The 24,141-nt window shown below is 70.3% G+C and carries 27 protein-coding genes; 15 read left to right on the top strand and 12 right to left on the bottom strand.

Features of this window, described 5'->3' with window-relative positions; all coding sequences use genetic code 11:
• Nucleotides 1-4 precede the first annotated feature (4 nt).
• Nucleotides 5-841 carry an EamA family transporter gene (locus tag PKF00_RS12830; RefSeq protein ID WP_271217674.1) on the bottom strand — a complete coding sequence of 279 codons (837 nt, stop codon included), beginning with the start codon at nucleotides 839-841 and terminating at the stop codon, nucleotides 5-7.
• A gap of 116 nt (nucleotides 842-957) precedes the next feature.
• Between PKF00_RS12830 and PKF00_RS12825 the strand changes: the two genes are divergently transcribed.
• A complete protein-coding gene (locus PKF00_RS12825) occupies nucleotides 958-1,536 on the top strand; it encodes a helix-turn-helix domain-containing protein (protein ID WP_271217673.1) in 579 nt (192 codons plus the stop codon).
• A 270-nt stretch (nucleotides 1,537-1,806) separates the two neighbouring features.
• Nucleotides 1,807-2,145: a hypothetical protein gene (locus tag PKF00_RS12820; protein WP_271217672.1), complete on the top strand. Its 339-nt coding sequence runs from the start codon at nucleotides 1,807-1,809 to the stop codon at nucleotides 2,143-2,145.
• Here PKF00_RS12820 and PKF00_RS12815 read toward each other — a convergent pair.
• Entirely contained in the window at nucleotides 2,108-2,710 is a 603-nt protein-coding gene (locus PKF00_RS12815) for a CGNR zinc finger domain-containing protein (protein WP_271217671.1), read from the bottom strand. The genes PKF00_RS12820 and PKF00_RS12815 overlap by 38 nt on opposite strands.
• A gap of 66 nt (nucleotides 2,711-2,776) precedes the next feature.
• Between PKF00_RS12815 and PKF00_RS12810 the strand changes: the two genes are divergently transcribed.
• From PKF00_RS12810 to PKF00_RS45175, 5 genes are all read left to right on the top strand, one after another.
• A complete protein-coding gene (locus PKF00_RS12810) occupies nucleotides 2,777-3,166 on the top strand; it encodes a RidA family protein (RefSeq protein WP_271217670.1) in 390 nt (129 codons plus the stop codon).
• Between the two features lie 242 nt (nucleotides 3,167-3,408).
• Nucleotides 3,409-3,993, top strand: a complete 585-nt coding sequence (locus PKF00_RS12805) for a cysteine hydrolase family protein (protein WP_271217669.1) — start codon at nucleotides 3,409-3,411, stop codon at nucleotides 3,991-3,993.
• 12 nt (nucleotides 3,994-4,005) lie between these two features.
• Nucleotides 4,006-5,010 (top strand): GlxA family transcriptional regulator, encoded by a 1,005-nt coding sequence (locus PKF00_RS12800; protein ID WP_309298395.1) that lies wholly within the window; start codon nucleotides 4,006-4,008, stop codon nucleotides 5,008-5,010.
• A 394-nt stretch (nucleotides 5,011-5,404) separates the two neighbouring features.
• Nucleotides 5,405-6,481 carry a ribosome small subunit-dependent GTPase A gene (gene rsgA / locus PKF00_RS12795; RefSeq protein ID WP_271217668.1) on the top strand — a complete coding sequence of 359 codons (1,077 nt, stop codon included), beginning with the start codon at nucleotides 5,405-5,407 and terminating at the stop codon, nucleotides 6,479-6,481.
• Between the two features lie 614 nt (nucleotides 6,482-7,095).
• Complete coding sequence (locus PKF00_RS45175) at nucleotides 7,096-7,608, top strand: GNAT family N-acetyltransferase (protein ID WP_271217827.1); 513 nt, start codon at nucleotides 7,096-7,098, stop codon at nucleotides 7,606-7,608.
• A 331-nt stretch (nucleotides 7,609-7,939) separates the two neighbouring features.
• Here the strand turns inward: PKF00_RS45175 and PKF00_RS12785 are convergent, their stop codons facing one another.
• Nucleotides 7,940-8,296, bottom strand: a complete 357-nt coding sequence (locus PKF00_RS12785; protein WP_271217667.1) for a helix-turn-helix transcriptional regulator — start codon at nucleotides 8,294-8,296, stop codon at nucleotides 7,940-7,942.
• A 200-nt stretch (nucleotides 8,297-8,496) separates the two neighbouring features.
• Between PKF00_RS12785 and PKF00_RS12780 the strand changes: the two genes are divergently transcribed.
• A complete protein-coding gene (locus tag PKF00_RS12780; protein ID WP_271217666.1) occupies nucleotides 8,497-8,853 on the top strand; it encodes an STAS domain-containing protein in 357 nt (118 codons plus the stop codon).
• A 230-nt stretch (nucleotides 8,854-9,083) separates the two neighbouring features.
• Here PKF00_RS12780 and PKF00_RS12775 read toward each other — a convergent pair whose 3' ends face one another.
• Nucleotides 9,084-9,497 carry a pyridoxamine 5'-phosphate oxidase family protein gene (locus PKF00_RS12775; RefSeq protein ID WP_271217665.1) on the bottom strand — a complete coding sequence of 138 codons (414 nt, stop codon included), beginning with the start codon at nucleotides 9,495-9,497 and terminating at the stop codon, nucleotides 9,084-9,086.
• A 505-nt stretch (nucleotides 9,498-10,002) separates the two neighbouring features.
• On the opposite strand from PKF00_RS12775, the gene PKF00_RS12770 reads away from it, so the two are divergent.
• Complete coding sequence (locus tag PKF00_RS12770; RefSeq protein WP_271217664.1) at nucleotides 10,003-11,421, top strand: amidase; 1,419 nt, start codon at nucleotides 10,003-10,005, stop codon at nucleotides 11,419-11,421.
• Between the two features lie 223 nt (nucleotides 11,422-11,644).
• Nucleotides 11,645-12,727: a WD40 repeat domain-containing protein gene (locus PKF00_RS12765; RefSeq protein ID WP_271217663.1), complete on the top strand. Its 1,083-nt coding sequence runs from the start codon at nucleotides 11,645-11,647 to the stop codon at nucleotides 12,725-12,727.
• Nucleotides 12,728-12,938: 211 nt separating this feature from the next.
• On the opposite strand, the gene PKF00_RS12760 is transcribed toward PKF00_RS12765, so the two are convergent.
• Together PKF00_RS12760 and PKF00_RS12755 are read right to left on the bottom strand one after the other, a co-directional pair.
• A complete protein-coding gene (locus tag PKF00_RS12760; RefSeq protein ID WP_271217662.1) occupies nucleotides 12,939-13,478 on the bottom strand; it encodes a DUF1062 domain-containing protein in 540 nt (179 codons plus the stop codon).
• Nucleotides 13,479-14,033: 555 nt separating this feature from the next.
• On the bottom strand, nucleotides 14,034-14,765 hold the full coding sequence (locus PKF00_RS12755; RefSeq protein WP_271217661.1) for an HAD family hydrolase: 732 nt from the start codon (nucleotides 14,763-14,765) through the stop codon (nucleotides 14,034-14,036).
• A gap of 14 nt (nucleotides 14,766-14,779) precedes the next feature.
• Here PKF00_RS12755 and PKF00_RS12750 point away from each other — a divergent pair, with 14 nt between their 5' ends.
• The gene (locus PKF00_RS12750; RefSeq protein WP_271217660.1) at nucleotides 14,780-14,944 is read left to right on the top strand and encodes a hypothetical protein; all 165 of its coding nucleotides are present in this window, start codon (nucleotides 14,780-14,782) and stop codon (nucleotides 14,942-14,944) included.
• Nucleotides 14,945-15,291: 347 nt separating this feature from the next.
• Here the strand turns inward: PKF00_RS12750 and PKF00_RS12745 are convergent, their stop codons facing one another.
• Nucleotides 15,292-16,452, bottom strand: a complete 1,161-nt coding sequence (locus tag PKF00_RS12745) for an FAD-dependent oxidoreductase (protein WP_271217659.1) — start codon at nucleotides 16,450-16,452, stop codon at nucleotides 15,292-15,294.
• Nucleotides 16,453-16,505: 53 nt separating this feature from the next.
• On the opposite strand from PKF00_RS12745, the gene PKF00_RS12740 reads away from it, so the two are divergent.
• Complete coding sequence (locus tag PKF00_RS12740; RefSeq protein ID WP_271217658.1) at nucleotides 16,506-17,198, top strand: TetR/AcrR family transcriptional regulator; 693 nt, start codon at nucleotides 16,506-16,508, stop codon at nucleotides 17,196-17,198.
• A 307-nt stretch (nucleotides 17,199-17,505) separates the two neighbouring features.
• On the opposite strand, the gene PKF00_RS12735 is transcribed toward PKF00_RS12740, so the two are convergent.
• Together PKF00_RS12735 and PKF00_RS12730 are read right to left on the bottom strand one after the other, a co-directional pair.
• Complete coding sequence (locus PKF00_RS12735) at nucleotides 17,506-17,871, bottom strand: darcynin family protein (RefSeq protein ID WP_271217657.1); 366 nt, start codon at nucleotides 17,869-17,871, stop codon at nucleotides 17,506-17,508.
• Nucleotides 17,861-18,778, bottom strand: coding sequence for an NAD(P)H-binding protein (locus tag PKF00_RS12730; RefSeq protein ID WP_271217656.1), 918 nt, complete (start codon nucleotides 18,776-18,778; stop codon nucleotides 17,861-17,863). Before PKF00_RS12730 ends, PKF00_RS12735 begins: the two co-directional genes overlap by 11 nt.
• Nucleotides 18,779-18,893: 115 nt before the next feature.
• On the opposite strand from PKF00_RS12730, the gene PKF00_RS12725 reads away from it, so the two are divergent.
• On the top strand, nucleotides 18,894-19,832 hold the full coding sequence (locus PKF00_RS12725) for a LysR family transcriptional regulator (protein WP_271217655.1): 939 nt from the start codon (nucleotides 18,894-18,896) through the stop codon (nucleotides 19,830-19,832).
• 420 nt (nucleotides 19,833-20,252) lie between these two features.
• On the opposite strand, the gene PKF00_RS12720 is transcribed toward PKF00_RS12725, so the two are convergent.
• Nucleotides 20,253-20,429 (bottom strand): hypothetical protein, encoded by a 177-nt coding sequence (locus tag PKF00_RS12720; RefSeq protein ID WP_271217654.1) that lies wholly within the window; start codon nucleotides 20,427-20,429, stop codon nucleotides 20,253-20,255.
• Nucleotides 20,430-20,582: 153 nt separating this feature from the next.
• On the opposite strand from PKF00_RS12720, the gene PKF00_RS12715 reads away from it, so the two are divergent.
• Nucleotides 20,583-21,002, top strand: a complete 420-nt coding sequence (locus tag PKF00_RS12715) for a VOC family protein (protein ID WP_271217653.1) — start codon at nucleotides 20,583-20,585, stop codon at nucleotides 21,000-21,002.
• Nucleotides 21,003-21,191: 189 nt separating this feature from the next.
• On the opposite strand, the gene PKF00_RS12710 is transcribed toward PKF00_RS12715, so the two are convergent.
• The gene (locus tag PKF00_RS12710; protein WP_271217826.1) at nucleotides 21,192-21,602 is read right to left on the bottom strand and encodes a DUF4158 domain-containing protein; all 411 of its coding nucleotides are present in this window, start codon (nucleotides 21,600-21,602) and stop codon (nucleotides 21,192-21,194) included.
• A gap of 193 nt (nucleotides 21,603-21,795) precedes the next feature.
• Between PKF00_RS12710 and PKF00_RS12705 the strand changes: the two genes are divergently transcribed.
• The gene (locus PKF00_RS12705) at nucleotides 21,796-22,344 is read left to right on the top strand and encodes a GNAT family N-acetyltransferase (RefSeq protein ID WP_271217652.1); all 549 of its coding nucleotides are present in this window, start codon (nucleotides 21,796-21,798) and stop codon (nucleotides 22,342-22,344) included.
• Nucleotides 22,345-22,629: 285 nt separating this feature from the next.
• Here PKF00_RS12705 and PKF00_RS12695 read toward each other — a convergent pair whose 3' ends face one another.
• Nucleotides 22,630-23,610: a coiled-coil domain-containing protein gene (locus PKF00_RS12695; protein WP_271217650.1), complete on the bottom strand. Its 981-nt coding sequence runs from the start codon at nucleotides 23,608-23,610 to the stop codon at nucleotides 22,630-22,632.
• Between the last annotated feature and the right edge of the window lie 531 nt (nucleotides 23,611-24,141).

Genomic DNA, 24,141 nt, shown 5'->3' with positions numbered 1-24,141 from the left:
TCGGTCAGGCGAGGGCCAGCAGGCTGACCGCGACGGCGGCGGCGCCCAGGCCGGCGAGCTGGCCGCGGCCGATTCGCTCGTGCAGCACCCCGCGAGCGAGCAGGACCGTCCCGGCCGGATACAGGGCGACGATCACCGCGACGATCGACAGGTCACCGCTGCGCGCGGCGAACAGGAACAACAGGTTGGCCATCGAGTCCAGCACTCCGGCGGTCGCCGACAGGGCATAGGCGGGCTTGCCGGGGCCGAGTCTGCCGGACATCACCGCAGTCGCCGTCAGCGTGATCGCCGAGGAGACCGCGCGGCCGACGATCAGTGGAGCGACCCCGCTGCCCGCGGGCGCCTGGTGCAGGAAGATCAGCTGCAGGGCGATCGCCGCGCCGGCGCCGAACGCCAGCAGCAGCGCCGTCCGGGACGGGCGGGCCGATGCGGCACCGTGGCCGGCGCTGACCAGCACCACCGCCACCAAGGCCAGCGGCAGACCCACCAGCCCGACAGCCGACAGACGCTCACCCTGCACCAGGCCGACCGCCACCGGCAGCGCAGCCGACACCAGCGCCGTCACCGGCGACAGCACGTTCATCGGGCCAATCGCCAAGGTGCGGTACAGCAGCGTGAACGCCGCCGCCGACGCCACTCCCGAGGCCGCACCCCAGATCAGCGCGCCGGCGGTGAACGAGGCGCCCAGCACCGGCCACAGCAGCAGCTCCACCACCAGGCTGGCCGGGGCGGCGACCATGACCGTCCGCAGCACATGGGCTTTGCGGGCGCCCAGGCCGCCGAGGAAGTCGGCGCATCCGTAGGCCAGAGAACTGCCCAGCGCCAGCAGTAAAGCGATCATGACACCCCCGATCCGGTTCAATGGAACGACTACAAGGTACAACAGAACGACCGATGAGCGCCAATCAAACGACCGTAGAGTACATTGGAACGACCGACTGAAGGAGCGTCAGCGAGATGGCCGAGACCGACACCGCCCTGCGGACCGTCGCCCACAATGTCCGGACCGCTCGGATCCGCGCGGGCTTGTCATTGGAGGAGCTCGGCCGCCGCGCCCAGGTCTCCAAGGGCGCGCTCGCCGCACTGGAGAAGGCACAGGGCAACCCCAACCTCGCCACCCTCGTCCGGCTTGCCGACACCCTCGGCATCTCGGTGCCCACCCTCATGCAAGGACCACCTGAAGGCCGCACCGTCCGCCTCGCCACCGCCGAGGAGATCGCGCCGCTGTGGATCGGCGAACACGGCGGCCAAGCCCGCCTCATGCTGGTCACCGCCGGCGCGGCGCCGGTGGAGGTGTGGCGGTGGCGGCTGCATCCCGGCGAAGAGTACCCCAGCCACCCCCACCAGGCCGGGGTCGTGGAGACCGTCAGCGTCACCACCGGCCAGATGACCCTCGTCGTCGACGGCGTCGAGCACACCGTCGCCGCCGGGCAGACCGCCACCTTCAACGGCGACTCTTCTCACACCTACCGCGGCGCCGGCACCGGCCCATGCGACCTGATCATGACCGTTCACCTGCCGCCCGGCCCCGCCTGACCGTCATGTCCAGACCGGCCCGCGCCGGCCGGGACCGCCGGATCCTCAAGAGCGGTGGGCGGCTCGGCGTCAGCGACGTCGTCGCCGGTGAAGGTCTCCCCCACCGCGCGGGCAACGGCACGTCCGCCGTGAGTGCGGCCGGGCTGAGAGACCTTCATCGGGAACACGCGCGAGTGCGGTTGGTGGGTTCCGAAAACGCGGGAGTTCAATGGGACTTCTGCCCTGAAGGCCTTTGAACCGGGAAGAAACAGACAAGCCGCCATCCGGCTAGTGTCGCTCCGCACGACTCACACCGAGATCGAGATCACCGCGGAGTTGGTGCGGGGTCTGCCGCGTGACCGGCGCCCTGACCTGGCCGATCGCCCTTTGCGGCTCGGCGCGCGTGGCTGGGACAACCAGCCATGGCGGCTCGGCGACGACCTCGCCGTCCGGTTGCCCTGGGCGACGCAGTCCGCGGACGCGCTGCTGCGCAAGGAGCACGCCTGGCCGCCGGCTCTCGCCCCGGCGCCTTCCTCTGCCGGTTCCCGCCCGGACGCCGATCGGTTCCGGGTCGATCGCTGGACGACCGGGATCAGCGGTCCGTGGCCCGTCGGGCGCGTAGTGCCCTGAGCTTGTGGCGGTTGCCGCAACGTTCCATGGAGCACCAGCGGCGGGCGCCGGGCCTGGAGGTGTCGACGAACACCAGCGGGCAGTCGTCACTCGCGCACTCGCGGATGCGTTCGGCGAACGTCCCGGACAACAGCTCGATCGTCTCCCGCGCCAGGGTCGACAGCGCCTGCGCGGTCCGCACGGGTGACGCCCAGGCCGCGCTCGCCCCGTCCACGGCGAGTTCCGGGACCAGCGGCGCCGCGGCCGCGGCCCGGTTGACGGTCTCGATCGCCGCGGCGGGAAGGGAGCGGCCCGCCGCGCGGGCGTGCGCCGCGTCCCAGATGGCCTGGCGGAGTGCCTTGGCGGCGGTCAGTTCGCGGGCGGTGACGGCCTCGGTCAGGACGGCGGTCAGCGGCGGCTGGGCCAGCCAGACGCCGAGGTCGGCCGGGTCGTGGAGGGTCTCGAACACCGCGTACGGGCCCTCGCCTCCGGTGTGGGCGAAGTCCAGGCAGAGGGCGCCCGCGTCGAACCAGAACGACCCTCCTTTGGGGTCGTGCAGCATACGTCCGTTTGCACTCATGCGCATGAAACCAATATAACTGGTGTCGTACGAAACCTCTTTAACCGGTTTCACCATCTTGGGAGGCACCGCATGGCAGTACGGCACATCAACCCGGAGGGAATGCACCGCAGCCCCGCCTTCAGCCAGGCCGTCGTGGTCGAGCAGCCGACCAAGACGATCTACATCGGCGGGCAGAACGGCGTCGGCGCCGACGGAAAGATCGTCGGCCCCACGGTCGGGGAACAGGCCAGGCAGGCGTTCCGAAACCTCACGACCATCCTGGAAAGCGAGGGGGCGCGCCTGGCCGACATCGTGCACTGGCGCATCGCCGTGGTGGAGGGCAACTCCTTCGACGAGGGAGTGGCGGCCTTCCAGGAGGTGTGGAACCGGGCCGACCCGCCGCCGGCGATCACGGTCCACGTCGTAGCAGGCCTGAACCCGGGCTTTCTGGTCGAGATCGACGCCGTCGCCGTCGTGTGACAGCCCGGCGGGAGGACCTGGCGGCGACTGCTACGCCGCCCGGCTTGCCGACGCGGTGGCGAGCCTGCGCCACGGCGAGGGGCTCGCCGATCCGGGCGTGGCGCACCCGGTGCCGCCGGCCACGCCGGCGCACGCCGTGTAGAGACGCGGGGCGTCCGAGCAGAGGCTCCTGACCGGATCGGCCCGCAGGCCGACCAGGTCAGGCCTTCAGCTCCGCACCCTGTTTCGCCAGGCTGAACGCCATGACCAGCGCCCTCATCGTCATCGACGTCCAGAACTCCTTCCTCCAGCTCCCCGACTGGCGGCACACCTCGCGGCCGGACATCGTCGACCAGGTCAACCGCCTGGCCGAGGCCGCCAGGAGCGCCGGAGACGCGGTCGTGTGGGTCCTCGGCTCGCGCCCCGGTTCGGGCTCCGTCTTCGACCCGGCCCGCGGATTCGTCAGCCTGATGGACGGCGTCGAACCTCTTGCCGGCGAACCGGTCATCACCAAGAACGCGCACAACGCCTTCACCACCACCGGCCTCCACCGATACCTCACCCAGCGCGGCGTCAAGAAGCTCACCATCTGCGGCATCCGGACCGAGCAGTGCTGCGAGACCACCGCCCGCCTCGCCTCCGACCTGGGCTTCGAGGTCGACTTCGCCATCGACGCCACCGCGACCACGCCCATCCCGCACCGCGACGCGCCTGACGACGTCCCCTTCGCCGAACTCGTCCACGACCCGCGCACCCTCGGCGTCGACGAGATCATCGCCCGCACCGAATACGCTCTGTCGGGCCGGTTCGCCACCATCAAGACCGTGGACGAACTCACCGCGAACTAGGAGATACCGGCTATGTCCCGCGTCGTCTTCCTGCTCATCCCGCAGGCGCACCTCCTCGACGTGGCCGGACCCGCCCAGGTCTTCTCCACCGCCGACGACCTCGGCCACCCCCACACCCTCACGTACGTCGGAGAATCCACCGAGATCGCCACCGTCCAGGGCCTGCCTCTGCGAGCCGAGACCAGCTGGCCACCCCTGACGCCCGACGACCTGATCATCGTGCCCGGCTGGCGCGGCCCGACCCGCCCGGCCGGCGCCCCAACGCTGCGTCGCCTGCGCGACCACCACGCGGCGGGCGGCACCGTCGCCGGCGTCTGCGCGGGCGCCGACGCCCTGGGCCGCGCCGGACTCCTCGACGACCGCCGCTGCACGACCCACCACACCGTCCAGGACGAGCTCGCCCGCCTCTACCCGCGCACGCACGTCGTCAAGGACGCGCTCTACGTCGAGGACGACCGGATCGTCACCTCAGCGGGCGTGGCCAGCGGAATCGACGTCGCACTGCACCTGATCACGACCCGCCACGGACCGTACACCGCGGGCCAGGTGGCCCGCGCCATGCTCGTCCACACCCACCGCGGCGGTACGGCGGAGCAGATCAGCCCCCTCCTGAGATGGCGCTCCCACGTGGACGAGACCGTTCACCGCATCCAGGACCTCATCGAGACCCGCTTCACCGAACGACTCCCCCTCAGCCTGCTCGCCGAAGCCGCCGACTGCAGCGAACGAACCGTCACCCGCCTGTTCACCCGGGCGACCGGCCTCACCCCTCTGGCGTACCAGACCGCCCTGCGCCTGGAACGTGCCGAACACCTCCTCACACGGGGCGCCACCGCCGAGGTCGCCGCCCGCGAGTGGGCTTCAAGGACCCCCGCATGCTGCGCAGACTCCGCGCACGCACGGTGTCCCCTGCCGATCGATGAAGGTGTCCGCATGAGCGGAGTCTCGGCCTGTGGAGGTCCCGACAGCAGCATGGCCACCAGGCCCCTGCCGAGGCCAGGTCGAGGTCGGACGTGAGCTCGGGGCGGGCGCTGCCCGGAAGGCGATCGCGGCCAGCGGACATCGGGAGGCGGCGGCACGCCTGGGCCACGTGGTCGGCCTACACCCGGTCGTCCGGTTTCACATAGTTGGTGGTGGCAGGCGTCGGCGGATAAGAGCGGGAACGGCAGCGGTACAACTGACCCTGGTCGGGGTGCTATGCTGCCGTTCGTTCGGTATTGGATCGGCGTGGGAGGGAGGTGAGGTTTGATGACCGCGGTGAAGACCGCTGCCATGGGCAGCGCCCGGACCAACCTCACGTCCCGGGCCCCGGTCTGACCCACTTCTTCCCCCAGCCTTGAGCCATCCGGCTCGCCAGGCGGGGTGATGTCCGCGTCTCGTCGGGGCCCCTTCTCCGCAAGGGTCTCTCACGTTGCCACACACGTACACCGATCCATCCGGCCTGTCCCGGTACGGGTGGACCGGCGCACTCGACCAAACCTTCACCGAACACTACGAAGCGGGCCTCGTGCCGGCCCGGATCTCCCGGGTCGATCGCGGCCTGTGCACGGCGATCACCACGTCGGGCTCGATGCGGGCCACGTTCGCCGCGCCGCACCCGCCCGACCCGCTCGTGACGCCCTGCACCGGCGACTGGGCCGCGCTGCGCCTGGGCGCCGAGCCGCACCTGGCGGCGCTGCTGCCGCGGCGCAGCGCGATCGTGCGCTCGTCGGCGTCCAGGTCCTCCCACGGACAGGTGCTCGCCGCCAACGTCGACACGGTCGTCATCGCCCTGTCCCTGGCGATGCCCCTGGACGCGGCCAAACTGGAGCGGCTGCTTGCCCTGGCCTGGGAGAGCGGGGCGCAGCCGGTGATCGTCTTGACCAAGGCGGATCTGGCCCACGATCCCGAGGCCGTCCACGCCGAGGCCGAAGCGCTGGCACCCGGCGTGGACGTCCTGGTCACCAGCGTCGCCACCGGTCACAACATCGACGTGCTGGCCGCGCTGGTGCGCGGTACCACCGTGCTGCTCGGCCCCTCGGGCGCGGGCAAGTCCAGCCTCGGCAACACGCTGCTCGGCGAGGAGCGGCTGGCCACCGGCACGGTACGCGCGCAGGACGGCAAGGGCCGCCACACCACGGTCCGCCGCGAACTGATTCCCCTGCCCGGCGGCGGGGTCCTCATCGACACGCCCGGCCTGCGCGGGATCAGCCTGCATGACGCCGCCGACGGCCTGGAGCAGGTCTTCGCCGAGATCGAACGCCTCGCTCGGGACTGCCGCTTCGGCGACTGCGCCCACGACACCGAACCGGGTTGCGCGGTTCAGGCCGCCATCGACGCGGGCGAGCTGGCCGGGCGCCGTCTGGACAGCTACCGCAAGCTGCAACGGGAGAACGCCTGGGCGGCCGCACGTACCGATGCCCGGCTGCGCGACGAGCGCGTCAACCGGCAGAAGGCCATCACCAGTCACCTGCGCGCCACCTACAGGTTCCGGGACCAGCAGCCATGACCGGCCGCGTCCCACCGACCTCCTCGACCGCTCATCGGCCACCCGGAGCCCGCACCACCATGCCCGAAAGCCCGCACGACCCGGTCAGCGACCCCACAGTGGCGGCGTTCTTCGCCCTGCACGACAACCTGGCACGTCAAGGCCCCGGCTCCGACGCGACCACCCGCCACCTGCTGTTCCTGGCCGGGCCGCCGGCACCGCGCCCGCGCGTGCTGGACATCGGCTGCGGGCCAGGCCGCTCCTCGCTCGTGCTGGCCCAGGCCGGCGCCGAGGTCACCGCGGCCGACTGGAGCACCGACTCCCCATCCGCCGAAGCCCGCGCGTTCTGGGACCAGGTGTATCCGCTGCGCATACGAGAGCACAACATCGCCGCGGCGCACGCCGCAGGGTATGCCGTCGCCGCGCTGCATCCGCTCCCCGACCGCGACTGGTTCGAGGAGTACTACACGCCGCTGTCACAGCGTGCCCACGCGGCAGACCTGGCCGTACCCGGGATGCGCGAGGCGGTCGCGGCCACCCTGCAAGAGATCACCATGCGCCGCGAGCACGGCGCGGACTACCAGTACACCGGCTATGTCCTGCATCCGCAGAAGGACAAGGAGACGAACCCGACCATGGCCCCTTCCTGGACCACCCGTCCCGAGAACGCCGGCGACGTCGCCGCCATCCGCGACATCAACCTTGCCGCCTTCCCCAGCCCGCACGAGGCCGACCTTGTCGAGGCGCTGCGGGCCGACCCGCAGGCGTGGCTGCCCAGCCTGTCCTGGCTGGCCGAGACCCCCGGCGGCGATCTCGCTGGATACGCGCTGCTCACCCGCTGCCACGTCGGCGACTCACCCGCCCTCGCCTTGGGCCCGTGCGCCGTCAAGCCCGAACATCAGCGGCAGGGCTCCGGTTCCGCCGCCATCCGCGCCGCTCTGCAAGCCGCCCGTGAGCAGGGCGAGAACCTGGTGCTCGTGCTCGGCCACGCCGAGTACTACCCCCGCTTCGGCTTCACCCCGGCCTCCGGGTACGGAATCCGCCCGCCCTTCGACGTCGAGGACAAGTACATGATGGCGCTCGCCTTCAACCCTGAACAGCCGGTCCCGAGCGGCGTCATCCGCTACCCGGCGGCGTTCGGCGTCTGACCTCCCGCTCTTCGAATGCGTCGAACGGTCCCCAGCACCGCTGGGGGCCGTTCGACCGTCGCGAAGGTTGGCGGGGCGGCTTCGCGGCGGTGCGCGACTCCCGCACGTTATCCGGTGTACTGGGAGAGCGGGACCGCCCACCTGCTGCCCCGCCTGCTCCGGCTGCCCTACGGCAGCACCCGCACCCATGGCCCGCTGTTCCTGTCCGAACGCCGCCCCGTCCCCGCCCGCCGCCCGGCGGCCGCCGACATCTGTCCGCACACCGACCGCGCCGCCGTACCCACTGATCAACTGAGTGGCGGCTCGCCGGAGCTTCAGGAGTTCCGGGCCTTCATGAAGGGATCGGTGCGGGGGCCCTACCGGAGTCGGCCGGCGCCGTCGGCGGCGAGGAGACCTCGAAGGCGGCGAACAGCTCGACCAGGGCCCGGACCGGGGCGTGGGCCTCGCTGGGGTGGCGGAAACCGCGCTCGAGGTTGAGGTGGTAGCGGTTGCGCCGGCCGACCCGTTCTATGGCGAGGTATCCGGCCTCGTGCAGGTCGGCCACAATTCCCTGGACCGCGCGCTCGGTGATCCCGATGCTCTGGGCGATGTCACGCAGCCGGCTCTCCGGATCACGTGCGATCTCCAGCAGCACTCGCGCGTGGTGGGTGAGGAAGGTCCAGGAGGAGCGATCGTCAGGCCTGCCCATGGCAACCATCGTGCTTTCTGATCTGGGGTGTGTCCGGCTCCCCGTGAGAGGGTCTTCCGCCATCGAACACCGAATGGTCTTTCCGGAAATATACTTCGGCATTATGGTGGGAGTCAGCTGTTCTCCCGCGTTGTCTGGACGCTGGTTCGATGTTGGAGCACGCCATGCCCGCCTCTCGTCCCGCATGCCGTTCCGGTCTGATGACCACGAGCACGTACCTGCTCGACGCCACCCTGCTGTGCGTCGTCGGTGAGGTCGACGCGACCAACTCGGCCCAACTGGAGGCGGCCCTCGGCCAGGCCCGCCGCCGCGGCAAGCCCGTGATCGCAGACCTGAGCGGGATGACCTTCCTGGACAGCAGCGGCCTGGCGGCGTTGCTGGCCGTCCACATCGCCGCCGAGCGGGAGGGCAGCAGCCTGCACCTGGCCGAACTCCAGCCCGTCCCGCTGCGCCTGCTGACGATCACCGGCCTGCTGTCCTTCCTGCACGTGCACACCAGCCTCAAACACGCCATCGCCGCCATCTCCACGATGGCGCCCACCACGACCCCCACGTGACCGGGCAGAGACCGAGCCCCACTTGGACGACCGCCCGCACCGCCGCAGATTTGCCGATGAGCGGATGGCCACGAGAAGGATTGTGCTCCCGACCAACGGCGCGCACCAGCACGGCCCGGATGAGGCACGTGCCGGCGGCATGCCTCTACAGGGTCCGCGACACCTCGAGTCAGCGCGGCCGCGCGTCGTCCGGTCGACACGGAGCGGACGCCTTCACGGTGTCTGGCTGTTCAGGCGGCGAAGCGGTTGACCACCTCTGGGTGGACGACGATGCGCACCACGCCCCCGACAAGCCACGCATCGCGAAACTTCTGGTGGTTCGGGTCGCTCATGTCCCAGTATCTCTCGGCGAGACGAGCGGCGAGCTCGGCGCCCCCCTGATCGTGGAGAGTGACCGAGCCCTCCACCGCCACCCAGTGTTCGGGCTCACCGGATGGAGCCGCGACGACGACGGAGGCACGGGGGTGCTCCCGGAGGCGGTCGAGCTTCGGCGCATCCGGGACGGAGAACATCTGCAGGTCGCCGTCGTCAGCGACCTCGAACCACACCGGGCGCGGCGCGGGCCAGCGTTCACCGCGTGGTGCGACGGTGAGGAAGGCGTACAGCGGCCGTGCGAGCAGGGCGAGATCCTCATCGCGGAACATGCGAGCCACCTTATGCCTCGCCGCTCCTGATTCGACTGCCCCTCCGCTGCCCCGCCCACGAGGATCCGCCGGGTCAGGCTGTCCGCCGACGAACCGATCGAGACCGGCGACGGTCCGTACCCGGTGATCGCCGACGGCGACCTCACCACAGGCCTGGGCTGGTGGAAGACACTGAAGCCGGACATCCTCCCGTGCGCCGGAGACGACCAGGTCGTCGGGACGGAGGAAAATCTGTGGACGGCCGGGAACGGCCGATGCCAGCATGGTGCGTGATGTACCGAGCGTAGAAACACTTCGATCACCGACAGGGGATGGTCCTCGGAGCCGGCGACCCGGCGTTTCGACCATCGCCTCGTTCAGGTCGCGTCTTGTCGCAGCGCCGACGCCGCTGGCTGAGAGCCGGCCGTGCGCTTGTCGCGCTGTCCACCGAACGAATGAATCCCGCGACGGGATCCACCTGTCTCGAAGTGCGAGGCGTCCAGGGACGCCGAGAATTGGACTCTTCATGGAACTCCACGAGTACGCAAGGTACGACGCTGTCGGCATCCGGGACCTGATCAGATCGGGCGAGGTCACCGCCGACGAGATCGAGGCCACCGCCCGGCAGGCCCTGCGAACGGCCGACGCGAAGGTGAACGGCCTGGCCCTGCCGGTGTTCTCTCCGGCGCTCGATCACGCCGACGACGGCCCGTTCGCCGGGGTGCCGTTCCTTGTCAAGGACCATGGACCGGTGGCCGAAGGAGTGCCGTTCTTCATCGGCAGCCGGGCTCTGCCGGGCATCATCGCCCAGCATGACACCGATCTGATGGCCCGCTTCCGCGCTGCCGGCCTGGTCACGCTGGGCCTGACCACCGTGCCGGAGATGTGCGTCAGCTTCTCCACCGAATCCCTCAGGTTCGGGCCGACGCGCAACCCCTGGGATCCGGACCGTGGTGTGGGCGGCTCCAGCGGAGGCGCCGCGGCGCTGGTCGCGGCCGGGGCGGTACCGCTCGCGCACGCCAGCGACGGTGCCGGATCCATCCGTGTCCCCGCCTCCTGCTGCGGGCTGGTCGGGCTCAAACCGAGCCGGGGCCGAGTCACGAGCGGGCCCGATGCAGGCGAGCCGATGCTGGGCATGGCCTATGAGTTCGCGCTGACGCGTACCGTCCGCGATACCGCCCACCTGCTGGATGCCGTCCAAGGACCCGGAATCGGCGACAAGTACACCGCGCCGCTCCCGCGCCGTCCGTACGCCGACGAGCTCGGGGCTGATCCGAGCCGGCTGCGAGTGGCGGTGACCACCACGGCCTGGTCCGGGACGAGCGTGGACGCCCAGGTGGCCGCGGCGACGGTCCAGGCCGGCCGTGTGCTGGAGCGGGCGGGGCACATCGTCTGCGAGGCCGGTCCGCTGGTCGACTGGGATGCCGTCATGCAGGCCTGGGTGCTCGAGGGGGTGGCGATCTTCTCCACGCTGCTGCTGGCTCCCCGGCAACCCGACCCGGCACGGTTGGAAGCCGTCTCCCGGCAGTTTCTCCAGGTGACCAAGGAGTACAGCGGGCTGGACATGCTGGCCGCCTTCCACGCGCAGAATCGGGTGAGCCGGTCGGTGGGCGCGTTCTTCACCGAGTACGACCTGCTCGTCACCCCGACTCTGGGCCGGCTGCCGGCGCCGCACGGCGCCCTGCGGTACGACGATCCCGGCCACACCCTGACCAGCTGGCTGGAGGCGTTGACCGAGTACGGGCCGTTCACGCAGGTGTTCAACGTCACCGGCCAGCCCGCGATCAGCCTGCCGCTCGCCATGAGCGACGACGGGCTGCCGATCGGAGTACAGGTCGCCGCTGCTCACGGCCGGGAGGACCTGTTGTTCCAGATCGCCTCCCAGCTGGAACAGGCCATGCCCTGGAAGGACCGGACTCCCCCGGTCTTCGTCGGCGCGTCCTGACAGGGATGCCCTGTTCGCCCTCGTTCCACCGATGAGGGCGAACAGGGCGTCCCCTGTGGGGCAATCGCGAACGCTGAACTCCGCAGGAAACGGAGTTCGCATCCCCCTCAGCTCAGGTCGGCCACGCAGGTCAACGGGGTTGGGGGGCTGCTGGGCACGGGGCACGAAGGCCGCGGATGGGAACGGGGCGGGCTTCGTCGGTGCGCGGGTCTACAGTGCCGCCATGACAGATGGTCTCGACGGGCACGGTGCCGCGTGGGTGGCGGCTCGGCCGGTCATCACGTTCCCCGGACACGAGGAGGAGGCCACGACCGCGGTGGCCGTGACGGCCGACGGGCGGGCCCTCGTGGTCACCGGCGGGTTCGGCGAGACCACCGTACGAATCTGGGATGTGGGCGCGGGCGAGCCCGCCGGGTGGTGGCGGCCAGGTTCGGACGACGCGTGGGCGATCACGACCGGTGTGCTGGACGGGCGGCCCGTCGTGGTGACCGGCGGATACGGCGGGGTGATCGAGGTCCGGGATCCGGCCGGCGGGCGGCTGATCCGCGCCATCGAGGTCAAGGGGCATCCCGGGATCACCGACATCGACGATCTCGCCGAGGACCTGTGGTATCCCGGCGGCATTCATGTGAACGCCCTGGCCACCGCCGTGCTCGACGGACAGCCTGTCGTGATCTTCACGGTGCACACCGACGACTCCGGCACCGGCGTCTGCCAGGACTTCCCGGTCGCCGGCATTCACGATCTGGCAACGGGGCGGCAGACCGGTGAGATCGCGACCGGGCACTCGGGAGCGGTGCACCTCGCCACGACGGTCCTGGACGGGAGGCCCGTGCTGATCACCGCGAGCAGCGCCGACCCGGCGGTGCGGGTGTGGGACCTCACCACCGGGGGCCGCCTCGGAGCGGGGCTCACCGGCAACACCGCCGGCGTGACGGTCGTGACGACAGCGCTCCTCGACGACGGCCCCGTCGTCGTCACCGGCGGGTACGACGGCACCGTCCGCAGGTGGGACCTGCGCACCGGTCTGCCCCTGGGGAAGCCGCTGACCGGGAGGTCGCCGCGCTGGGTCCAGGACCTGGCTGTCGTCGAAGCGCACGGCCGCCCCATCGTGGCCGCCCTCATGGACGAGAACACCGTCCACCTCTGGGATCTGACCACCGGGGAACCCGCCGCCGACCCGATCACCGCTTCCGGCGTCGGCGCCCTCGCCGCCACAACCGCAGGCGGCCGCCCCGTCGCCGTCACCGTCATGGCCGACACGACCGTCCAGGTCTGGGACCTGGCGGCCCGCCTTCGAGCCTGAAGCTGTTGCGCGCCGCCGGGCACGACGTCCGCGACGAAGACACGGCACGGCTGTCACCGTTCGTCCGTCATCCAGGCGTCCCCTGAGTGTTCTTGCAGGTGATGAGGGTGCTTCGTGTTCTGTGACGGGGTGGGCCTTGCGCGTCCGGTATCGGCATGGTTTCGGGATGTGGCCGCGGCAGGCCGGGTGGCCCGCCGCGGCCACATCCCCGCTAGTCCCCGGCCATCACGGTAAAGGTGAATCCGGCGCTCGTCGGACGGCGCAACGGAATGTCGCACTTGATCCGACGCAGTGCTTCGTTCCTGCTGAGGCCGAGCCCTTGCGCGATGAGCCGTTCCGGGCGCACCGGTACCGGATCCTCGAAGAGGACCTCCACCTGGACCGGCCACGCCTCGTCGAGCCATGCCGACGGGGTGTCCAGCCGCCAGGCCCCCGTCCAGTCCAGGGTGAGGCGGTTGCGCCGGGCGAGCAGCGGATCCAACAGCCTGGACGCCACCAGTCCCGGATCGTTGACGCGGTAGCCGTGGAGCTCGGCCGGATCGAAGGATCTGACCGGCGCTCGCTCGTGCACGGTGAGCTTGCTCGTCCGATCGCAGGATACGCAGCGGACCAGCAGCCACACGTCCAGCAGCTTGCCGCTGGCGTTGACGCGGAATCTGCCCTCGCCGGTGGTGGCCGACTCCGACCGGCAGTCCACGCACCGCAACGACAGCAGAGGCAGCCTGGTCCGACGAACGACCCAGGGCAGCACGGTATGAGGTTGTGAAGACATGATCTCTCTAGACCTGACACGAGGCCGATTGCGCGCGGCCTCAAACGCTGCGTGACCAGGCGCACATGGGCAGCCCGGCAGAGCCGACGGGAGGGTCGGCTTGAAAGTGAGCGGAAGAAGGTGTCAGGTCTAAAGAGCAGGCGGGGTCACGCGGTTTTGTCCTCTGTCCTCACTGCGACGGGCCGCAGGCAACCTACGGGAACGCGGAAGAGAGGCTCAAACGGTTTTCCGGCCGAAACTTCGTCAGTGCTACCGGGAGCCCTCAGCGGCGAAGGCGATGGCGTCGACACCGGCACCCGAGTGTTCTCCGGACGTCGCCGGGAAGGACCGGACCACCGGACGCGGCGCAACCTGCCTCCGGTCTACGCATGGCCCGAGGACTCGCCCTGCCACGGCGGCAAGGTGACCGCCGTGCGTGTCGCAGAGCTGAAGGAACCCGCAGGCAGGCGTTGACCCCAACGGAAGCGGCGCAGCCGCCTCACCGGGCTCAAGGCCCCCTCCCCCTCAAACCATGCCGAGGTTCGTGAGAGCCGATCAGGCGTTCGTGCGTGATAGGTGGTCGGGGAGGTCGGTGAGTCGTTCGATGCGGAGCACCGTCTCGTCTGCTGTCGGCGATGGTCCACCGGTGACGAAGTCGATGCCGCGGTCCAGCCAGATGCCGGTGAGCCCGGCGAGGGCGGCTGCGTTCACGTCGCTTTCCAGCATGTCGCCCACGTTGACCGCCTGCGCGGGGTCCGTCCGCATCCACTGGCAGGCGGTGGCGTAGGCGGCGGGCTTGGCGGCACCGAGCTCGGTCGGGGTCAGGACGGCTTCGAAGTATTCGAGGAGGCCGAAGCGGGCGAGCTTGGTGCGCTGCTGCTCGGGGTCCCCGTTGGTGAGAACGGCCAGACGCGGTCCTCGGGGAAGCCGTTTCAGGGTCTCCAGGCATGGCTGGACATCGGGATAGCACCGCCAGGACTCCTCGAACACGGTGAGGTAGCGCTCGGCGATCCAGGCGTCCAGAAGGCCGGGACTTTCAGGAACCGGCTCGCCGAGCATCGGCAGGAAGGAACGGATCCTGCGCCGGTGGTGCTCAGCGAAGGAGCACTGACCGGCCAGGTATTCCCGCATGTGGCGTCCCTCCAGCGTCCACCACAAGGTCACCAGCTCCTCCGGTGGAGCCGTCGCGTTCGGCGAGGCCTGAACGATCTGGCCGATCGTTTCCAAGACCGCGCTTCGGTGATCGACCAGGGTGCCGTCCAGATCGAAGAAAATCACATCCGCCATAGGATGATCATCTCGTGGCGCTTGTCCCTGAGGCCAGTCCGCGAAGCCGTACCGGTCGGCGGCCGGGGAGGACGACAACCGGCCCCAACCTCACGTCAGTGCTGTCCACCAGGACGATCAACTGGGACCTGATCCGCCAGCAGTACGACCGGATCGTGAAGTACACCGGGCGCGAGTAGTCGAGGTGCAGGAAATCCCGGTGAGATTGACCTTGCTTGGATTCGCCTACTTCGCGGGCGCCGCCTTCACTTCGATGTCCTTGTCCGCGCGGCGGGAGAATTCGCGTTGCGCCGCCGCCGAGGCGCCCCGGTCTCGGTGCACACCACGTACGTCGTGGGCAGGTCGTGCCACGCCGCCGCCCGTACGGGCTGCCGGGTCACGGCCAGCGTCTGTCGGACCATAAGGGCCGCTGCGTCGCGGGCGATGTCCGGCGGGCGGTGGATCTGCCGGAAGGAACCGCGGCGGTGCCGTGCTGCCCCGTGAAGCCGTGGCGAGCCGCTGGTGCCGGTGTTCTCGCGCTTGACAGTCAGGACGGCTGGACTTCGTCGAAGAGGGCGAGGGCTTGGGCGGGGTCCGGGCTCACGAGGCGTTCCAGACCGGCCGCCGTGATCTCCGCCCACCTGCCGGCCCGTGCCCACATCTGTTCCTCGAAGGTGCGGACGGCCTCGTCCAGATCGCCAGGGCCGGAGGCGGCGGCGACGGACTCGGCGAGTTCGGCGCCTTCCAGCATCGCGAGGTTCGCGCCCACCCCCAACGGGGGCATCAGGTGGGCGGCGTCGCCCAGTAGCGTCACCCCGGGGACATGGGCCCAGATGTGAGAGACGGGCAGGACGTAGAGGGGACGCTGGACGAAAGCGGTGCCGTGACGGAGGAGGTCGAGGACGGGAGCGGCCCAGCCGTCGAACAGAGCCAGCAGGCTTGATCGCACAGCCTCGACGTCGGCCAGGTCCAGGCCTGCGCGCCGGTTCAGGCCCAGATGCCGGTCCAGGTTCGTGTGCCAGTCCAGCGGCGCGCGGAACTGGGCGTACACCTTGACATGGCCGCCGCTGTTGCGCTGGGCCACGAGGGCGCGGTTCACGCCGTACACAGCCACGGAGCCGTCGCCGATCAGCCGGGCGAGGTCGGAGTGGCGGGTGTCGACGTCGTCCAGGGAGGTCTCGACCAAGGTGACGCCGGTGTAGTGCGGCGTCGCGGGCGAGACCGCCGGGCGGACCCGGGACCAGGCGCCGTCCGCGCCGACCACGAGGTCGAACGTCTCCTGTCGCCCGTCCTCGAAACGGACCAGCGCGCCATCCCGGGTTCCCGGCACCACCTCCGTCACGCCCCTCCCCCACCGAACGTCCAGGGGGCCGAGCAGCAGGTCACGGAGTTGCCCGCGGTCGATCTCGGGATTTGCCCGGTCATCCGGACGGGGTTGCCAGTCGCGGAGGACGCTCCCGTCCACGTCCAGGATGCGCATGGCCTGCCCCTCGGGACGGGACAGCGCCTGGAACTCCGCCAGCAGCCCCGCCTTGCCCAGCGCGAGCTGGCCCAGCTTTTCATGCAGGTCCAGCGTGCCGCCCGGGGGACGGGCGTCGGGGGCGGGATCGCGTTCGAGGACGGTGACGGGGTGATCGTGGCGGTGCAGGACGCGGGCGAAGGTAAGGCCGGCGGGGCCGCCTCCAATCACGGCGATACGATGTCTCATGTCGATACACTGTATTTTACTAAGACGATGTATCACAACAGTACGATGTATCCATGACTGTGTGGGACCGACCGGAGCCGCCGACCCGCCCCGCGCCGCTCGACCGGGAGCGAATCGTCGCCGCCGCCATCGCGTTGGCCGACGAGGGCGGGCTGGAGGCCGTGTCGTTGCGCAAGGTCGCCGCCCGGCTGGACGTCGGCCCGATGCGGCTGTACGGATACATCTCCACCAAGGAGGAGCTGTTCGACCTCATGGTGGACGAGGTCTACGCCGAGATCCTCCCCGAGGAGCAGCCCGGCGACTGGCGGGAGACGCTGCGCATCCTCGCCCACCGCACCAGGCAGGCCGCCCTCCGTCACGAATGGCTGGCCGACCTGCTCGGCGGCCGTCCGACCCTGGGCCCAAACGCCCTCGCCGTGACCGAGGCCACGCTGGCCGCTCTCGACGGCCTCGCCGACCTCGACACCGTCATGCGCGCCGTGGAGACCGTCAGCGCCTACTTCACTGGCGCGATCAGACGCGAGATCGCGAACCTGCGGGCCGAGCGCGCCACGGGCCTGTCCAAACGCGACTGGCAGCGTGCCTATGGCCCGCATCTGATGAGGATGCTGGCCACGGGCCGCTTCCCGGCGCTGGCCAAGGCCGTGCACGACGGCACGGAGGTGGACGCCGAGGCGTCCTTCGCGACCGGCCTGGACTGGGTCCTCGACGCCGTGGCCGCCAAACTCGCCCGGCCGCCGGCGTGACGCTCAGGATTTCCAGGTGACGTCCGTGGCACCGCGTGTACGGCGTCGGGGGTCAATGGGGCAGCCGTTACCGCTAAGCCCGCTCCGGGGCCCAGCGGTTCGAAGCCTGCCCTTGCGGGCGGCTGCGTCGAGCCCTTCGAGGGGGTTCGCGGATGCTCTCGTGCTCGGTCTCGGCCATCGCCGCGAAGAACCCGAAGAGCATCCGGCCGAGGCCGGACGGAGCGTGGATGCCGGGCAGCTGCTCAGCTGAACTGCCGGCCGATGCTTTCGCAGGGCGGCGGCGGCACCGGCCGGTCAGGGAGGAGCGTCAGGTGGCGAGGGTGGCCACCGGCTCCAGGTCGTAGGTGCGGGCGTAGCCGTTCTCGGTGCCCACGAGCAGGTCCACAACATCGAAGTAGCGGTCCCAGAAGGGGGTTTCGCGCAGCGCGTCGATCAGCAGCCGGTAGGCGTCGTGGTCGTCCGCCTCCCAGACCCAGATGTCGGTGACCCGCGCCGAGTAGAACTCCGTGTCGTAGAAGCGGGAGCGGACGCCGCGGGTGCGGGCCTCGATCACCGGGACGACTTGGGTGGTGAAGGCCTGGACGCGTTCGGCCACGGTCATCGCAAGCCACTCGGGCGTTGTCTTGACCAGCATGAACGCGGTGACCGGCGGCTCGGTTCGGTCAGTGGGCATCGACTTCCTCCGGCGTGGCGAGGACGGCCGGCTTGAGGGTCTGCGCGCACCACTGCGCGAATCCGGTGGCCGGACCCGCCTGCGGTGAGCGGCCGACGCCCGAGTCCAGGCCCTGGTCCTTGGCGCGCTTCATGTCGACGACGCCCTCGACGAACGTCTCGTTGAGGCCGTAACCGAGCAGGGTGGACCGCAGTTCGTCGAGCGGCTGGCGCCGGTAGCGGACCGGACGGCCCAGCTCCTCGGTCATGATGCGGGCCAGGTCGTTGGGCGACAGGTCCTGCGGGCCGAGCACCGGAACACTGCCGACGCCGGTCCAGGAGCGGTCCAGCAACAGCTCGGCCGCCGTCGAGGCGATGTCGGCGACGGCCACCAGCGGGGCCGGACGGTCCGCGGCGACGGTGTCGGTGAAGACGCCGTTCTCGCGGATCGAGTCGGCCTCCTCCAGCAGGTTCTCGAAGAAGGACGGGCTGGCCAGGGCGCGGTAGGCGACGCCGGAGCCGGCGATCAGGTCGTCCATGGCCAGGGAGGCGGTGACCAGCCCGGCCTGGGTGGCCTGCGGGGTGCCGCGGCCGAGCGCCGAGACGCCGACGACATGGCCGACGCCGTGGGCGGCGAACGCCCGCGCGGCCGGGCGGGTGAAGCCGCTGAACGCCTCGTCGGGTGTGGCCGAGGCGTCCGGCGGCACCAGCCAGAAAACGGCGTCGGCCCCGGTGAAGGCACGCTCGACGGTCGCGGCGTCGCCGTGCGAGCCGGTGACCACCTCGACCCGTCCGTGCACGGCCTCGGGGAGCCGGGCAGGATCGCGGACCACGACGCGCAACTTCTCTCCGCGTGCGGGCGCGGCCTCGACCAGCAGCGACAGCAGCCGTCGGCCGATGTTCCCGGTGGGGGCGGTAATGACGATCATGAAAACCTCGCGGTCTGTGTCGGATCGGTACAACCCCTTGATCGTGCAGACCCGAACCGCATTGCCACAATGGGAACTTCAGCATCCAATCATTGCCCGAAACGGAATCACGCCGTTGAGCAGCCCAACTCCGAACCTCGACGCCAACCTCGCCGTCGCCCTCGACGCCCTGCTGACCGAGCAGAGCGTCACCCGTGCCGCCGCGCGGCTACGCACCTCCCCCGCGGCGATGAGCCGCACTCTGGCCCGGCTGCGCCGGGTGCTCCAGGACCCCCTACTGGTGCGGGCAGGACAGGCGATGGTGCCCACACCCCGTGCCGAGGCACTGCGGGACGAGGCCGCCGCGGTGGTGCGTCGGCTGGAGGCATTGCTCACCCCGAGCGGCGAAATCGACCCCGCCGCACTGCGACGCACCTTCACCGTCCAGACCTCGGACCTGGTCGGCACAGCGCTGGCACCGGGTCTGCTCGGGCTGGCCCGGCGCCGGGCGCCGGGCGTCTCGCTGCGGGTGCTGGCCGAGGAGTGGGAGGCGGGCCCCGCGCTGCGCGAGGGCCGGATCGATCTGGAGATCGGGTCCATCGACCACGTAGACCCGGAGACCCGGGTCGAAGAGCTGGTCACGCTGCGGATGGCGGCCGGCGTCAGGGCCGGGCACCCGCTCACCGAAGGACCGCTGACGCCCATCAGGCTGGCCGCGGCCGAGCATGTGACGGTCAGCCGCCGGGGAGGCTTCACCGGCCCGCTGGACGCGGCCTTGGCCGAACAAGGGCTCAGCCGGCGGGTCAGCGCCGTCCTGCCCGGACATCTGGCGGCGATGGCGCTGGCCGCAGTCGGCGACGTGGTCTGCCTGGTGCCGACCGCGCTGCCGGGCGAGCCCCCTTCACCACTCAGCGACGCGGCGCATGCGCTGGGACTACGCCTGCTGGAAATCCCGCTGCCGCTGCCACCACTGACGATCGGCATGGCCTGGCACCCGCGCCACACCGCCGACGGGGCCCATCAGTGGCTGCGTGGCGCCGTGCGCCGGGTCCTCCGTCCGGCCCGGGAGGAATAGCCCACGGCGCGGGTCCGCGCGTACCCGGGCGCCCGGACACAGGCCCGAACCTGACCGTGCCCAGAAGCCTGGGGCGGTCGAAGCCGAGGTAGACGACTTCGACCACCCCAGGCCGGTGCCACTACCGCTCGGAGCCGATCCGGTACCGGGGTTCAGGCAGCCGACGCCAGCTCGGCCTGGTCCTGCGGGTCGAGCTTGGTGAAGTCGATGACCGGGGTGCAGCCGATGTTGAACGCCTCTCCACCAGCTCGGCCTCCTGGCGCTGCCGCTCCTCGAGGCTGGAGCCGCCGTGCCGCACCGACTCCTCGTCGTCGAGGTCGAGTCGGACGGCGAGGCCACAGAACTCGGCGAGCTCCAGGACGTCGGCGTCGAGGGTGACCTGCGGGCCGGCGTCCCGCTCGGGTAGGGCCGGGACGATGATCAGGTTGGTGCGGACCGCGTGCCCGGGGACGGTCGCGGGGTGACCGCGTCGAGCACCAGGCCGAGCGTGCGGGTGATCGCGGCGAGCTGGGTGTCTGCCCTTGACCCCTTGGTGTCCTGGTCGGCGCCGCTCTCCAAGAAGTAGCGCCGACAGGCCGGTGTTGGGGAAAGCCTCACGGTCACGCCTATCCGAATGCCAACTCTGGGGAGCCTCTCGGGGCAAGGTGCCCTCGCCTGTGCCCGCCGTCACAGGGCTGGGCAGGCTGGTGTCAGCCGGAGATGGCGGGGTGGCAGAATGACGTGCCGGACACCGGCTCCCAGGAGGAAGACATGCGGCAGCGACTCAATCTGATTCTGCTCGGTGTGCGCGATGTCGCCGCCTCGGTCGCGTTCTACCAGGCGCTGGGCTGGCGAAGGTCCACGGCGGGCTCGGACGAGTTCGCGCTGTTCGAACTGGGTGGGGTCGCGGTCGCGTTTCAGTCCCGGGAGGCCTTCGCGGCCGACGCTGGTCTACCCGACCGGGAACCGGGTGGCTTCGCCGGCTTCGCCCTGGCGTATGTGGCCCGCAGCGCCGAGGAGGTGTACCAGGTCATGGCCAAGGCCGCCGAGCTGGGCGCCACCGTCACCCGCCCGGCCGGCCCGAATCCCTGGGGACACAGCGGATACTTCACCGATCCCGACGGCCACCTGTTCGAGGTGCTCTACGAAGACGGTTGGATCTTCGACGAACATGACGATCTGGTGCTCTGACTGCCTGTCCTTGATTCCCTTGGCGATGGCGCGCTTAGTCGGGCGTCGTACTGGAAAGCGGCAGGGCCCAGACGAAGAGATGCTGGGTCCACTTCCTCTGTCGGGACAGTTCGGTCCCTCCTGGGCGCGCTCGCCGTTCGCAAACCCATCACCGTGCCGCCGATCCGAACGGTGCCCACCGATCCCCGATCACCGGAATCCGGCCTCTGAACAGCGACAACAGAGGATGTCAAAGACAGGCACCGAGCGGACTGGGCGGTCATCCGCATCCTCGGCGCACCGCAGCCGTTCGTCGGTGGCCTCGGCGGTGTCGGTCCGGATCGCGGCCACGGAGTCCTCGAACCGAGCCCGGCTGCCGCGCACGATCCGCTCGATCAGGCCCGGCGGCTCGACCTTCACCTGCCCAGCCACGTAGTCCACCGCGGCCTTGGGCAGTTCCCCGGCATGTCGAGGGAAGCGCGCTTCCAGCTCGAAGAACTTCGGCAACAGGCTGAAGCCCAGCCGAGTCGCGCCGGCCTTGTTCGCCACCAACTCCCGGTCGTCGTCCAGCAGCGTCCATGCCGCGATCAGTTCTTCCGGTTCCCACTCCCGGCGAACCAGCGTGCTCCCTCGTCCGACCGATCCCCGAGCTCAAGACCACCGTCGAACGTCCATGATCCGCTACCGGCATATGCCCGACTCACGACGATCACGAACTGCGACCATAACCTCTCATAGAGCTACCTGGCGGCTGGGGGCACGTTCGAGAGAAGACCTCCGCGTTGCTCGGCGGGAGTGCGGTAGGTTGCCCGCCATGTCTGATCTTGGACCCGTCGTCTGGCCCCCCGCCCCGATACGGACCGAACGCCTCGTGCTCCGCGAGCCCGAGGCCCGGGACCGTACGGCGATCATCGAGCTGTTCACCTCGCCGGAGGTGGGCACCTACATTGGTGGCCCTCGACCGCGTGATGAGTTCGAGCGTGCGGTGCCTGAGGTGCCCAGGCGACGCCCCGGCCTTTTCGTGGTCGATCTGGACGGAGCGATGATCGGCGTCATCACGCTCGACCGGCGCGACGCGGAGCGGCCGGGGCATGTCCGTCCGGAGGCCGGGGAGATCGAACTCGGCTACATGTTCCTGCCGGAGGCGTGGGGATGCGGGTACGCCACCGAGGCGTGCGCGGCGGCCCTCGACTGGTTCACCGGCGCGCTTCCCGGCGAGCCGGTGGTGCTCTGCACCCAGACCGCCAACGACCGCTCGATGCGCCTCGCGGCGAAGCTGGGGTTCACCGAGGTGGAGCGGTTCGAGGAGTACGGCGCCGAGCAGTGGTTCGGCGTGTGGTCCTCGGTCACGCCCTCTGGTTGAGCTCGTGCCCGGAAGGGGCGGTGTGCCGGCCGTCAGTCCTCGTCGTCTTCGACGGCGTCCGGGTCCTGGAAGGGGCCGCCGGCCTTGACGTTGAACAGGTAGCGGCCCAGGAAGCTGATGCGCCGGTCCTTGAGCGGGGAGAGTCGGGCCACGTCCTCGTCCTCGATGTCGTGGCCCTCGGCGCGGAGCCGGGCGACGTCGGCGGTCGCGGACGCCCGCGACGCGCGGGCGAGGACGCGTGGTCGGACGGGGACAGACAGCGGAAATCGCCGTCGCCGCAGGTGATCACGATGGTTCGCGCTTCGGGGCGGCCGTTCCTGCCCCTCGCAGCTCCGCGGCCACCGCACGCTCCCTGAGCTGGTCCGCTTCGAGACGTATCGCCGCTATCTGCTCCCGCAGATCCGATGATCTCATCTGCTCCATGGCGAGCTGTGTGAGCGTTCTGTCTCTCTCGGCCTGAGCCTCGGCGACCTTGGCCGCGGCCCGCTCCTCCGTCTCGGCGACTCTGGCCGAAGTCCGTTCCTCCATTTCGGCCAGCCGTCGCTCCGCCCGTTTACCGGCCTGGACCGCTTGCCTGTCCGCGCGACTCGCCTGTGCCCGGGCCTCGGCCACCTCGGCCAAAGCCTCTGCGTGTGCCCGGGCCTCGGTGTCGGCCCGTGCCTGCGCCCGGTCCCGCTCGGCCTCGATCGCCTGTGCCCGGGCCTCGGAGGCGGCGACGGCTCGTTCGGCCTCGGCCCGTGCCTCTTGCGCGGTCTTCGCCGCCCGCTCAGCGTGATCGCGTTCCGCGCGGGCCTGTTCGGCCTGCTCCTGTTCCTGTACGGCCAGCAGCCGCGCCTGCTTCGCCGCGGTCTCGGCCGCCTCCACCTGCTCGGCCGCCTCCTGCAAGGCCGCGTCCCTGGCCGCCTCCGCCCGATCGGCTCGTCTCCGGGCCTCCTGCTCCGCGTGCTTGGCCAGCCGTTCGGTCGCCGCCGCCTCGTGCAGGGCCGCCAGCGCCTGCTCCCTTGCGGTCTCGGCGTCGGCCAGGGCGATGTCCCGCTCAGCGTTGGCCTCCTCCACCTGCCGCGCCATCGCATCCCGTTCACGGCGGGCGTGGCTGGTGGCCTCGCGTGCCAGCCGTACCTGCTCGAAGGCCTGTTCCCGCTCGGTGCGCGCGATCGCCACCCGGGTGTGGGCCTCGGCCTGCACCGCACTCAGCTTGGCCTCCACTCCCGCCGGACTCAACTCATCGGCCAAGATCTGCGCCAACGGCGCGATCGCCGCCGCCATGCCTTTCTCCATGCGCTCGTAGAACTCTTCCGCCCGAGCCAGCGCGCCTTCCAGGCCAGGTGTGGCGCGCTTCAGCTCCCGTTCCCGTTTGGCCGCCGCCTGACAGTCGCCTTGCGGACAGTAAGCCCGAGGCCTCCCTCGCCCCGACCGCTGCTCGACCGGCATCCCACAGTGCTTGCATGGCGTCACCACACCTGCCCCCTCGCTCACCGTCCCAGGGTAGCATTTTTTATTTTCTAGAAAATCAAAATCAATAATCATGATCCGTTGCACTGAAGGCACATCTTGCCAACTACCGGGAATGTAAATTCCCGCAAGTTATCCTTCTCCCCTCCCGGAACGTGGCTCCTAGCTGCCTGCGAATCTGCATCGAGATGTCAGCAGAGATCTGCATGAGGTGTCAGTGTGCAGGTCAGAGGCACTTTTGGGCTGCGAATGATCATCTACGAGGCTCTTGACTACGTCACGCCGCCGGAGGCGTCCGGGACTACAGGCCGGCGTTGCGCAGGACGTGTTGTCACGCCGGCGGCC

It is taken from the genome of Streptosporangium carneum (genome assembly GCF_027922005.1).
GTDB lineage: Bacteria > Actinomycetota > Actinomycetes > Streptosporangiales > Streptosporangiaceae > Streptosporangium > Streptosporangium carneum.
Note: the sequence above shows the minus strand (reverse complement) of the source record. Positions and strands in the feature narration are given on the sequence as shown.